Genomic DNA, 12,732 nt, shown 5'->3' with positions numbered 1-12,732 from the left:
GCAAGCCATTTTAATTAGTAATATAGTATTTTAAACATAATATTACTTTTCAGCAGTGCTCTAGTGTTGCAGGGGGGCGTGCAGCCCATTGGTGCCAACCTTTGTCGGGATTTATCGGCTGAAAGCCGGGCGGTTTATGGACTAGTGGTTTTTGCTAGCGGACTCAGAATTACCGGAGCTTAAGCGGAGACGTGCCGAGGTTGCGCATATTCTTGTAAGGGTAACCCTGTCCTAGCGAAATATGGGCGTCTCTTGAAGGGAGAGCGACCCTTGGCTACTTTTGCAATCCGAGCAAGCGGCCTTTATGAGGGTTAAAGGTCAATTCTTTTGGCCTAAGCCGCTGCCTAAATGCATCGTTCTATCCCCTTTCTGCCTGCGGTTAAAACACCCACCAGCAACCCAATCTTTCGTGAGTTTTGTATCTGACACCGCCCAGTTCATCGAACAAAAATTTGCCAACGAGGGCAGTGGCCACGACTGGGCGCACATTCGCCGGGTGTGGCTGATGGCGCGCCGCCTGGCTACCTCCGCCCCCGAAGCCAATGCAGAAGTGACAGAGCTGGCCGCGCTGCTGCACGACATTGCTGACTGGAAGTTTCACAACGGTGACTACGAAGCTGGTCCCCGCGCTGCACGCGAATGGCTTCGCAGCCTGGGCGCGAGCGAACCACTCATAGCCTGCGTAGAAACGGTAATCCGAGAGGTGTCATTTAAAGGACTGGGGGTGGCTACGCCGGTCAGTACCATTGAGGCCGCGCTGGTGCAGGACGCCGACCGGCTCGATGCCATTGGCGCTATTGGCATTGCCCGGGCTTTCGCCTACGGTGGGCACAAGGGACGGCCGCTGCACGACCCGGCCGTGGCGCCGGTAGCGCACGAGAGCTTTGCCAGCTACCAGAAGAACGCCGCGCCTACGCTGAATCATTTTTACGAAAAGCTGCTGCACCTCAAAGACCGGCTCAACACCCATGGAGCCCGCCAAATTGCCGAAGAGCGCCATCGCTTCATGGAGGCTTATGTGGCCCGGTTTCTGGCTGAATGGGACGGGGTCGACTAAAAAAGGGCAGGGTAGGGCTCCAGCAATGGGTTGGTCGGCGGCCACACCCTTTACCTTTGTTTCATGAAGTTGCTCCTCCGCCTGATTCCCTGTGTGCTGCTACTGGCCGTTACAAGCTGCCGCACTTGTCCCATCGAAACGTGTCATGTGCGCAAAGTGCACTTGCACAGTGGCAATAAATACCGTGGCCAGCCGCTGTTCAAAAAGCAGAACCCGTCTATCGGCGAAAAAATCAAAACGTACAATCCAAAGTCGGGCACCCACGCCAACGATAAAAGCAAGTCACTGAAGTAGCTCCTGCTCTTTAGGAGTCTCCATTGCATCGGGTGCGCCCTTTGCAGACTTGCCATTTTGAGTAATGATATCGTCCCTGTGCTTTCTTAGCCAAGGAGCTGCACAAGCTAGTTTTATTTACCTTTCCTCACCGGTTAAACCACAACCGTGGGAAACGCCCAAAAAAGGCCGCAGCGCTTGCCGTTGCGGCCTTTTTGTTGTAACTTCGCACGTATATAAAGAACCATTCACACTGCGGCTAAAATCACCCTTATTGGGGTATTTAAAAGCTGCCTATCAACCCCCTCAATGGCGGAAGGCGAAAAAATCATTCCGATAAACATCGAAGACGAGATGCGGGGCGCGTACATCGACTACTCGATGTCGGTCATCATCTCCCGGGCTTTGCCCGATGTTCGCGACGGCTTGAAACCGGTGCACCGGCGGGTGCTCTACGGCATGAGCGAGCTGGGCGTCGGCTACAACAAATCTTATAAAAAGTCTGCCCGTATCGTGGGCGAAGTGTTGGGTAAATACCACCCGCACGGTGATACTTCCGTGTACGATACCATGGTGCGCATGGCCCAGGACTGGAGCCTGCGCTACCCGTTGGTCGACGGTCAGGGTAACTTCGGCTCCGTCGACGGCGACTCGCCGGCTGCCATGCGTTATACCGAGGCCCGTCTCAAGCGCTTGGCCGATGAAATGCTCAACGACCTGGACAAGGACACCGTTGACTTTCAACCCAACTTCGACGACTCGCTGGAAGAGCCCAGCGTGATGCCCGCCAAGTTCCCGAACCTGCTGGTGAACGGTACTTCGGGCATCGCTGTGGGCATGGCCACCAACATGGCACCCCACAACCTCACCGAAGTGGTAAATGGCATTATTGCCTACCTGGACAACCCCGACATAACGGTTGACGAGTTGATGCAGTACGTTACTGCGCCAGACTTCCCAACGGGTGGCATCATCTACGGCTACGAAGGCGTGAAGCAGGCGTTCCACACCGGCCGCGGCCGGGTTGTGATGCGGGCCAAAGCCACCTTCGAAACTAGCAAAACGGGCAAGGAGCAAATTGTCGTCACCGAGATTCCCTACATGGTGAACAAGGCGTCGATGATTGAAAAGACGGCTGTACTCATCAACGACAAGAAGATTGAGGGCATCTCCGACATGCGCGATGAGTCGGACCGCGACGGCATGCGCATCGTCTACGACCTGAAGCGGGACGCCATGCCCAGCGTGGTACTCAACAACCTTTACAAGTATACCCAACTGCAAAGCTCTTTCGGTGTCAATAACGTGTGCCTGGTAAAAGGCCGCCCCATGACGCTGAACCTGCAGCAGCTCATACAGTACTTCGTTGAGCACCGGGCCGAGGTAATCATTCGTCGTACCAAGTACGAGCTGGCGGAGGCCCTCAAGCGGGCCCATATCCTGGAGGGCTTGCTCATCGCCCTTGACCACCTCGATGAGGTCATAGCCCTTATCCGGAGCTCGCGTGACCCGGAAGTAGCCCGCGGTCAGCTTATCTCGCGCTTTGCTCTGAGCGAAGTGCAAGCCCGCGCCATTCTCGACATGCGCCTGCAGCGCCTCACGGGCCTGGAGCGCGACAAGATTGTGGCCGAGTACGAGGACCTGATGCGCCTGATTGACCACCTGAACGCCGTACTGGCGTCGGATGTGTTGCAGCGGGGCATCATCAAAACCGAGCTGGAAGACATCCGTGAGCGCTACGGCGATGGCCGTCGCACCGAAATCAACTACGTCGGTGGCGATTTCTCGACCGAGGACATGATTGCCGATGAGGCGATGGTTATTACCATTAGCCGCGAAGGTTATATCAAGCGCACCAACCTCGATGAGTACCGCGCACAAGGCCGCGGCGGCGCTGGTTCGCGGGGGGCCATCTCCAAGAAAGACGATTTCACGGAGCATCTGTTTGTGGCCACCACGCACGAGTACCTTTTGTTCTTTACGGAGCTTGGCCGGGTGTTCTGGTTGAAAGTGTACGAAGTACCAGAAGGAGGGAAGGCCACCAAAGGCTTGCCTATTCAGAACCTTATCGAAATTCCGCGCGAAGACAAGGTGCGTTCCGTGCTGAACGTTCGTGGTCTGAAAGACCCCGACTACTTGGAGAATACCTTCCTGATGTTCTGCACCGAGCAGGGTACCGTGAAGAAGACCCCGCTCGAAGCGTATTCGCGTCCGCGTACTGCAGGCATCAACGCCATCACCATCAACGAAGGCGACCGCATTCTGGATGTGCAACTGCTTGCCCCGAATTCGGAGGTCGTTCTGGCGTTGCGTTCTGGCCGAGCCGTGCGCTTCAACGAATCGAAGGTGCGTTCCATGGGCCGCTCGGCGGCCGGGGTTCGCGGCATCTCGTTGTCGGACACGCCCGGCGACCGGGTTGTGGGCATGGTTTGCGTATCCGACCCCTCGCAGGAGCTGCTCGTGGTTAGCGATAACGGCTATGGCAAGCGCAGCCCGCTAGACGAGTACCGGGTAACCAACCGTGGTGGCAAAGGCGTACGCGCCATGAAACTTACGGACAAGACTGGCAACCTGGTGGCCATCAAAGACGTGAATGATACCGATGACTTGATGATTATCAATAAATCGGGCATCACCATTCGTTTGCGCATGAGTGATTTGCGCACCATCGGCCGGGCCACGCAGGGCGTGCGCCTGATTAAGATTGGTAGCAACGATGAAATTTCTTCAGTTGCCAAAGTGGCCGCTGAAGACAAGGACGAAGCTGAGCTTGAGGCGTCCTTGGTTGTTAATACTGAAGGAGATAAATTGGCTGAAGCTAACGGCGTTGACGCTGGTTCTCAGGTTTTAAACGTGGCTGATGATGACGACGAAGCCGACGACGAAGCCGAAGCCGAGGATTTGGCATAATTGCTGAATAGGAGCGGGGCGGCCCATTTGGGCCGCCCTGTTTATTTTTGGCGAACCCAACCGTGGGGGCCTGCGTTTCTGCACTGGGTTTCACTTTTTTTGCTTACCTTTTTCCCACTCTTTCTCGCTGTAATTGGACACGTTAGGCTTTCTTTTAATGCCATAACCATCCGACAAAGGCACATTCACGATTTTATGAAGAAGACTTTTTTGACGATTGCCGCAGCCACCGTGCTAGTCGCTGGCCTGCCTTCGGTGGTTTCGGCTCAAAATTCGGCCGTCACCAATGCCATTCTCAACCAGCGTACGGGCTTGCTCGACAAAGCCCGGACCGATATTGACAAAGCCATCGTGCACGAAAAGACGAGTGGTAAGGCCAAAACCTGGTTCACTCGGGGTGAAATTTATCAGGGCCTGATGGAAAGCCCTATTTATGGCAAGCAGTTGCAGCCGGGTGAAGGTCTGCAAAAGGCTTTTGAGTCTTACAACAAGGCCATTGAACTGGACGGAAAAACGGGCGAATTTGGCAAACAGGCGGTTACGAAAATGGATAACCTGTATGCAGCTGCTTTTAACGATGCCGTAAATAGCTACAACGCCAAGGATTACGATAAGGCTATTGCAAGCTATAAACTTGCTTCAACTATCAAGCCTCAGGATACCACGGCAGTTCTTTACTCTGCCTACGCCTCAGAGGCAAAGCAAGACTATGCCGCTGCCAAAGCCAGCTACGACCAGCTTTTAGGCATGAACTACAAGTCGGTTACGTTGTACACGCGCTTGCTTCAGATGGCCAAGCAGCAGAACAACAGCGCTGAAGCAGCTAACGTATTGAAGCAGGCATTGGCTGCATATCCTAACAATAAGGCCTTCATGCTGGAAGACTTGAACGTTGCCTTGGCTAGTGGCCGTGGCGAGGAGGCTCTGGGAAAAATCAACAAAGCCATAGAGGCAGACCCCAGCAACTCAAATTTGTATGCTGTGCGTGGTTCGATGTATGACCAGCAAAAGAAAAGTGATTTGGCGTTGGCAGATTATCGCAAGGCGGTAGAACTCGACCCAAACAACTTTGACGCCCAGTTCAACCTTGGCGTCTATAATTATAACCGCGCAGCCGATTCATATACCAAGGCTAGTAAGATGGACCTAAAAACCTATCAGGTTTCGGGCAAGAAGTTCGAAGCTGAAGGTAAAAAGTACTTTGAAGCTTCGGTGCCGTATTTTGAAAAGGCCCTGCAGTTGCAGCCCGAAGACCGCAACACGCTTACCTCATTGCAAAAGGTCTATTTCCGACTTGGTCGCAATGCAGACTCAGAGCGCTTGAATGCCAAACTTAAGACGTTGAGCAAATAATTTCGGTGATTTAACTAGGGGAGAGCCCATCCACTTTGTGGGTGGGCTTTTTCATTTTACCTAACTTTCTCTTTCAATTAGCTGATTTTCTCTGTTTCAATTTAACATAATATAAATTATAAGACATTATTTATATGAGTATGAGTCGATGTTAAAGCTATTTGGCTACTTATAAATTCTGTATTTAACCATTCGTTTTGCTTCAGTAGAAGTTTTGAATAGGTTTCTTGATGGACCTTGATTTTTCATATTCCCGTTGCTTATCAATAATGAAGTTGATTTGAATAAATCAACGGCGAATTCTGAATTGCTGGGTAAGTCGGTATGGTACCACAAGTGCATGTTAAATGGGCGATTAGAATCTAATGGTTAGACACATTTTATAATAAATCCATAGGTATTTGTTTAGCCAGAGTATTGTCCGTTAGTTCTTTATTTGTTGAGCACTCGGGTACTCAGGATGACATATTGGCTTTAGGGTATCAAGCTAAGATTCTTTATTCTAAAAGCTGCCAATTCCGACCTTAAGACAAAAAAATATTTTTCAAGTCACGGACTAGATTCACACAATTTTGGAATCTACGTTTTCACCCATTCAAGTTTCTTACTTATGTACCCATAATTTTTAGGCGTATAAGTTTTCAAATGCAGGTCATTAAATAGCCATTTGCTGTGTAGCCTGTCTTTGATACCTCTATCCTACCCTAACAACTTTAATCGTAAAAAATAGTACAAAATTAAAGGACTTTTTGTACTTAAATGTACTTTGTAGATTTGCCTTCAGCATAGTATTTGTACTGAGTCATCTAGTGTGTGGTATTCCTTTAGTATCATATGTAGCTTAAGATTTTTGAGTAACTAAAGAGCCCAATGAGTAGCTTAAGAGCCTGAAGTGACTTAATAATGACTATAGACACTCAGTTCCTAAATAGTAAGTAGTAAGGCATTGTTTCTACATAAATATATTTGTACTAATGGCATTTAGCACAGGGTATGAGTACCACAATGCATTAAACTATAGTTAGTAATAAAAAGCATAAATTTTTTCTCGCGTGTTTACTTTTTTATACTATATTTGTAACTCAATTTTGAAACCCTCGTAATCAAGAACTGATTCAGAAAAGCCTTGTACTAACACCATGCCTAAACTTATAGACTACCCAAGAACGACTTATGCGGGCGCGTGGGAACTTAGCGAGATAGTAGACGACACTGGGGGCAAATGTGCCATTGAAACGGCAGCAAGAAAGCTCAACCGAAAAGTGAGCGGGTCATTTAAAGCCATCATCGGCTCAGCAGTCAAATTTGGATTGCTCACAAGCAAAAGGGATTTACTAACGACTACGACGCTTTTTAAGAGAATAAAACACGCCTATGACAAGCAGGAAGAATTACTGTTCCACCGGGAAGCATTTTTAACCCCACCCCTGTTTACTCAGATTTGCCGCAAGTTTCGGTCCCGCGAGCTTCCCGTCCAGATGCTCGACGTTATGCTCATCAGGGAGTTTGGAGTTGAAGAGATAAACGCTCAAGGCGTCGCGAAAGCATTTATCGAAGGATGTCGGATGGTTGGCCTCTTAGACGAACGAAACATAGTGGCAGATATTGATGCCCTGGCCAATCGCCCTAATTCTCGTCGTGAACTAGCCAACCCCGCTCCTACAGTAAATAATTTCCGTAGCACTCCAGTCCAAAGTCCTGAAATCATTGGGAATGAGAGCATCACCAATTCAAGCATTCCATTCCAGCAAAATGAAAGCCTCACAAATGCGGAGCCGAATCACTTTGATTCAGATTTGACTGCGGAAAGCCCAAACTCCAATAGCAGAGTAGCTACATCCGTCCCACCCAAACAAAGTAGCCCCGATGCAATCGCGAGTTTGTTTGGGTTATTGAATATCCCCGAACAAAATTATACCGAAGCCCAAGTAGAGACGCCCCCTGGTCGAATACCTGTAGCCCACTCCGAACAGCACACGACAGTTGCAGCCTCTACACCAATAGCAACGCATACACCTCGAAGCGCACAAATCACAGAGCTCCCGCAACCAGTAGCAACTACTTATCAACTACAGATGAGTGGACCTGGAGTGAATACCACCTTGACAATTAATGACGAAGACGACATCTCAATTGCCATGGCCCTACTCCAAAAGATAAAGCGTCAGTTAAAGAGCTAAGCCACTTATTTCACTTTTGTTAAGGCGGGCATTTATTGTTAAAATTATTAGTTGTATTTTCATAAAACCTGTTTACACATTCGCAGGAATGATTGGCCGTTATTTAAAATATATAGCGTTATGAAACTACACGACAAATACGCCAGCCATATTCCCAATGTCACTTTTGCGGCTCCTCTTCGCTCCGCCGATGCCGACCTGACAGCGGCCGTAGAATTGCTACTGTTAAAGAAGGGCGTTTGTAGCAACCTAAGCCGCGTAATATGCCACGACGGCATTGTGGAATTAGTAGGGTCTACTGATACCCTACAGTCACGGAAAAAAGCGGCAGAGTTGGCGCTCGCCGTAGGGGGTGTGCAAAATGTTGTCAACAGAATAAGCATCCGCCCACTGGGCATTTCCGATGCCGAACTAAACCAACGCATGGAAGCGGCCTTAGCCAGCGATGCCGTGTTAGGCCAATACCGGCTTTCTGTGAGCGTGCGCAATGGCAAGGCCCGCCTTTCCGGCCGCGTGAATTCCGCTTCTGCGCACGAGCGAGCCGCCGATATAGCCCGACGGGTATGCGGCGTAGTAGCGGTCGACAACCACACTCAAATAGTTGAATGATAGCTATGCAGAGACCACAGCCGGGCCATTCACCAGCGCCTGGATTATGTTAATGCCATGGCCAGTTCCTGAGATAAGTGAGGCCAAACCGATGCAACGCAACTACTTCACCAGTTGCGAGCCAATAGTGTGGAGGCGCTGAGTCTCCTCCATCTCTGCACATAAAATGAACCCATAATGGGCACAATCCCTAACTACCTTCTGTTTATAAACCCTCGGTTAGGTGTCGGGTGTTGGGCAGGCGGTGGCGCTCCTGCAGCACGTCAATGACTTCTGCCATCGGTACACCGGCCGCTACCAGCAGCACCAGCAAGTGGTAGAGCAAATCGGCAACTTCGCCGGGTAGACTTTCGCGGCTGCCCCCCACGGCATCAATAACCGTTTCTACGGCCTCCTCTCCCACTTTCTGGGCTATTTTGGGCATGCCTTTCTTAAATAAAGACACGGTATATGAGGTCGGAGCCCGCTCCGGAAACTGATGCCGCTCCACAATCAAACGCTCCAAATCGGCCAAGAAACCGATAGGCGCGGCGGGCGCCTGCGCCTGCTCCAGCTGCTCAAAGCAGCTCACGGTGCCGCGGTGGCAGGTAGGGCCGGCGGGAATAGCCCGAATAAGGAGCGTGTCGGCGTCGCAATCGACGTGCACGCTACGTACCGTCAGGAAATTACCACTGCTCTCACCCTTCACCCATAGCCGGTTTTTGGAACGTGAGAAAAACGTTACTCGCCCATCCTGCAGGGTGCGGGCCCAGGCCTCGGCATTCATGTAGCCCAGCATGAGCACCTGACCGGTATCGGCATCCTGAATGATGGCGGGCAGCAGGCCGGTAACGGGGTCAAAACGCAGCTCGGAAGCAACAGAAAAAGCGGGAGTCATGGCGGGAATATTAAGGGCAGACAGGCAATACAGCGTCGGTAGAAAACAATCCAACAGGGAACAAAAGCAAGCGGACTACAACCGAACCGGAATTCCTTCGGTGTGTAAATACTGCTTGAGCGCGGGCAAAGCCGTTTCGTTGAAGTGAAAAATGCTGGCGGCCAAAGCAGCATCAGCCCCACCGGCTCGAAACACAGCGGTAAAGTCGGAAGACTGCCCGGCCCCACCGGAAGCAATCACGGGCACGGGCACCGCATCACTTACAGCACGGGTGAGTTCGAGGGCGAAGCCTGACTTGGTGCCGTCGTGGCTCATGGAGGTAAGCAGCAGTTCGCCAGCACCCAACTCGGCGGCTTCGCGGCACCACGCAACGGCCTCTCGCCCGGTGGCTACCGTGCCGGCACGGGTCATCACTTGCCATTCGTTGTCCACCAAGCGAGCGTCAACGGCAACTACAATGCACTGAGAGCCAAAACGACGGGCAAGGTCCCGAATGAGCTCTGGGCGGGCCAGGGCAGCTGAGTTAATTGAAACCTTGTCCGCACCGCTCAGAAGTAGCGCTTCCACATCGGCGACGGTGCTGACGCCGCCGCCCACGGTAAAAGGAATGTCCAACACCCGGGCTACATCGCGAACAAGCTCCGTGAGGGGCTGACGCCGTTGGTTGGTAGCCGTAATATCTAGAAACACGAGTTCATCGGCTCCTTCGCGGGCGTAGCGAGCTGCCAAGGCAATGGGGTCGCCGGCATCGCGCAGGCCTTCGAACTGAATGCCTTTGACAGTGCGGCCATCGCGGACATCGAGGCAGGGTATAAGTCTTTTCTTGACCACGGATTTAACGGATTTGACGAATTACTCGGATTTTGGGGGCAGCGGCTGCATTACTCGGAAAACAAATCTGGTGAAGCTTGGAGCTTCCCTGCACTGCTTCCTGGTGGTGGCAGCGTCTGTTTTATGCTATAAAAAGGGCTTTAGGTCAGGCAATGAAATGGTGCCTTCGTAAATGGCTTTGCCAATAATGGCGCCGTGCATGCCGGCTTCGGCTAGTGCCTCTACATCGGCGATGGTTGTGACGCCCCCACTGGCAATGAATCGGCCCGCAGGGAACTGCTGTACCAAGGTTTTATAGATGGCCAAAGACGGCCCTTGCAGTAGCCCATCCTTGCTCACGTCGGTGCAAATAAAGGTCGTACCGCCTGCCCCTAGATAATTAGTTATGAAGCCGGCGAGGGTGAGCGTACTGGCGTCGGCCCACGCGTTTATCATGATGTGCTCACCTTTGAAGTCGGCGCCCAGGAAGATGGTATCGGCCCCGTAGTTGGCTAGCCAAGCCCCAACCGTGGCGGGCTCCCGCACGGCCAGGCTTCCGGCCGTGACGTGGGCAGCCCCAGCATCAAGCACCTGGGTCAGGGCTTCGAGGGTTTGAATACCCCCGCCTGCATCAATGTCGAGGTTGGTTTGGCGCGCAATGGCCTCCAGGATGCCCAAATTAACCGGCTGACCCGCACGGGCCCCGTCTAAGTCCACCAGATGAAGGCGCCGTATTCCAGCATCGGCAAACCGCTGGGCTACGGCTACGGGGTCAGAATCGTAAGTGGTTTGGCGCGTGAAGTCGCCGGCACTCAGACGGACACACTGCCCATTGACAAGGTCGATTGCGGGAATAATTTCCACGATAAATAGCTAAAAAAGCGAAAAGGAAGCTACAGGTTGAGAAAGTTGGCAAGAATACGGGTACCAGCTACGCCGCTTTTCTCGGTGTGAAACTGCACTCCGTGGAAATTACCGTGCTGCACCGCCGCACTGAAAGGCGCAGGGTGCGAGGATTCGGCCGTAGTGTAGGGCCCCACCGGCGCATAGTAGCTATGCACGAAGTAGACGTGGTCGGCATCGGTGAGGCCGGCGAATAAGGGCCCTTGTAATGCCTGAAGGTTATTCCAGCCCATGTGCGGCACTTTGTGCGTTGCATCAGGCACGAAACGTTTCACCCGAAAGGGCAGCAACCCTAGCATGGGCGTATCGTTTTCTTCGCTGTGCTCGCCTAGCAACTGCATGCCTAGGCAAATTCCAAGGAATGGTTGCGTGAGAGTAGGCAGAACAAGGTCGAGGCCCGCAGCGCGTAACGCCTCCATCGCGGACGATGCTTCGCCCTCGCCTGGGAAAAGCACTTTGTCGGCTTTGCGTAATGTCTCCGGGTCGGCTGTCAGGGTAGCCTGGGCTCCCAAGCGCTCCAATGCGAAAAGCACTGACTGCACGTTCCCTCCTTTATAATCGACGACTGCAATCTCCATGTGAAACCTATTAACTTATTCTTTTGGCGTAATCAAGTAAACTAAATTACACATTTGAATAAGTATGAATTTTCTATAAAATGCCTTTGGTGCTTGGGATTGCCAATGATTCGTCGCGCTGCAAGGCCATCTTGATGGCCTTGGCAACAGCCTTGAAAATGGCCTCTATTTTATGATGCTCGTTATCGCCAGTGCAGGAAATATTGAGGGTAGCTCGGGAGTTGTCGGTGAACGACTTGAAGAAGTGAAAGAACAGCTCAGTAGGCAAATCACCAACTCGCTCGCGCCGAAACTCGGCATCCCAGACCAGCCAAGGACGGCCCGAAAAGTCGATTGCGGCTTGTGCTAAGGCTTCATCCATGGGCAAAAGAAACCCGTAGCGCGCCAACCCACGTTTGTCGCCAAGGGCCTGTGAAAAGGCAGTACCCAGCGCCAGTGCGGTATCTTCTACGGTGTGATGTTCATCAATGTGTAAATCGCCTTTTACACTTATGTGCAAGTCAACACCGCTATGACGGCCCAACTGCTCCAACATGTGGTCAAAGAATCCGAGGCCTGTGTGAATATCCGTCTGGCCGGTGCCGTCGAGATTCAGGCGAATACCAATTTGCGTTTCGTTGGTGTTGCGTTCAATTACGGCGATGCGGGCCGGGAAGCGCAGGTGAAGGTATATGGCCTCCCAGCTGGTGGTAGTGAGCGCAGCGCGGTCGTCGGGCTCCTCTCCTATGAGGATGGCCTTGCTACCGAGGTTTACGGCCAGCTCAACATCGGTGAGCCGGTCGCCAATGACGTAGGAGTTGGCCAGGTCGTATTCATTGGCTGGGTCAAGGTAGCGGCCCAGCAGCCCGGTGCCAGGCTTGCGCGTGGGCAGGCCTTCGTGCGGAAAGCTTCGGTCGATGTGCTCGGCAACAAAACGGATGCCTTCCCCAGCCAGAATCTCCTGCATGAGCTTATGGGGGGGCCAAAAAGTGTCTTCGGGAAAACTATCGGTGCCCAGGCCGTCCTGGTTGGTCACAAGCACGAGTTCGTACTCAGGCAAGTTGTGGGCAATGCGAGCCAGGGCGCTGATGCAACCGGGCAAAAAGGCAAACTTTTCCAGGCTGTCAACCTGCTGGCTGGGCTGAGGTTCCACCAGAATGGTGCCGTCGCGGTCAATAAACAGGGCCTTTTTCAAATTTGGGA

The 12,732-nt window shown here is 52.3% G+C and carries 11 protein-coding genes; 6 read left to right on the top strand and 5 right to left on the bottom strand.

The window, feature by feature from the left end; genetic code table 11:
* Positions 1-409 precede the first annotated feature (409 nt).
* The 6 genes from ACP7AJ_RS05570 to ACP7AJ_RS05545 all read left to right on the top strand — a co-directional run bounded on the left by ACP7AJ_RS05570 (position 410) and on the right by ACP7AJ_RS05545 (position 8,382).
* A complete protein-coding gene (locus tag ACP7AJ_RS05570; protein ID WP_426059204.1) occupies positions 410-1,057 on the top strand; it encodes an HD domain-containing protein in 648 nt (215 codons plus the stop codon).
* Between the two features lie 63 nt (positions 1,058-1,120).
* Entirely contained in the window at positions 1,121-1,351 is a 231-nt protein-coding gene (locus ACP7AJ_RS05565; protein ID WP_426059203.1) for a hypothetical protein, read from the top strand.
* A gap of 288 nt (positions 1,352-1,639) precedes the next feature.
* Positions 1,640-4,240 carry a DNA gyrase subunit A gene (gene gyrA / locus ACP7AJ_RS05560; protein ID WP_426059202.1) on the top strand — a complete coding sequence of 867 codons (2,601 nt, stop codon included), beginning with the start codon at positions 1,640-1,642 and terminating at the stop codon, positions 4,238-4,240.
* Positions 4,241-4,435: 195 nt separating this feature from the next.
* Positions 4,436-5,593: a tetratricopeptide repeat protein gene (locus ACP7AJ_RS05555; protein WP_426059201.1), complete on the top strand. Its 1,158-nt coding sequence runs from the start codon at positions 4,436-4,438 to the stop codon at positions 5,591-5,593.
* Positions 5,594-6,732: 1,139 nt separating this feature from the next.
* Entirely contained in the window at positions 6,733-7,773 is a 1,041-nt protein-coding gene (locus tag ACP7AJ_RS05550; RefSeq protein ID WP_426059200.1) for a hypothetical protein, read from the top strand.
* A 120-nt stretch (positions 7,774-7,893) separates the two neighbouring features.
* The gene (locus tag ACP7AJ_RS05545; protein ID WP_426059199.1) at positions 7,894-8,382 is read left to right on the top strand and encodes a BON domain-containing protein; all 489 of its coding nucleotides are present in this window, start codon (positions 7,894-7,896) and stop codon (positions 8,380-8,382) included.
* Positions 8,383-8,587: 205 nt separating this feature from the next.
* Here ACP7AJ_RS05545 and hisIE read toward each other — a convergent pair whose 3' ends face one another.
* The 5 genes from hisIE to hisB form a co-directional block, all read right to left on the bottom strand.
* A complete protein-coding gene (gene hisIE, locus ACP7AJ_RS05540) occupies positions 8,588-9,259 on the bottom strand; it encodes a bifunctional phosphoribosyl-AMP cyclohydrolase/phosphoribosyl-ATP diphosphatase HisIE (RefSeq protein WP_426059198.1) in 672 nt (223 codons plus the stop codon).
* A 75-nt stretch (positions 9,260-9,334) separates the two neighbouring features.
* Positions 9,335-10,090: an imidazole glycerol phosphate synthase subunit HisF gene (gene hisF, locus ACP7AJ_RS05535; protein WP_426059197.1), complete on the bottom strand. Its 756-nt coding sequence runs from the start codon at positions 10,088-10,090 to the stop codon at positions 9,335-9,337.
* Between the two features lie 126 nt (positions 10,091-10,216).
* On the bottom strand, positions 10,217-10,933 hold the full coding sequence (locus tag ACP7AJ_RS05530; protein WP_426059196.1) for a HisA/HisF-related TIM barrel protein: 717 nt from the start codon (positions 10,931-10,933) through the stop codon (positions 10,217-10,219).
* 29 nt (positions 10,934-10,962) lie between these two features.
* Positions 10,963-11,550, bottom strand: coding sequence for an imidazole glycerol phosphate synthase subunit HisH (hisH, locus tag ACP7AJ_RS05525; RefSeq protein ID WP_426059195.1), 588 nt, complete (start codon positions 11,548-11,550; stop codon positions 10,963-10,965).
* 73 nt (positions 11,551-11,623) lie between these two features.
* Positions 11,624-12,724 (bottom strand): bifunctional histidinol-phosphatase/imidazoleglycerol-phosphate dehydratase HisB, encoded by a 1,101-nt coding sequence (gene hisB, locus ACP7AJ_RS05520; protein WP_426059194.1) that lies wholly within the window; start codon positions 12,722-12,724, stop codon positions 11,624-11,626.
* Positions 12,725-12,732: the final 8 nt, after the last annotated feature.

Source organism: Hymenobacter sp. B1770, assembly GCF_049896385.1.
Taxonomy (GTDB): Bacteria; Bacteroidota; Bacteroidia; order Cytophagales; family Hymenobacteraceae; genus Hymenobacter.
The sequence above is the reverse complement of the archived record's forward strand: the minus strand, read 5'-3'. Positions and strand labels throughout refer to the sequence as shown.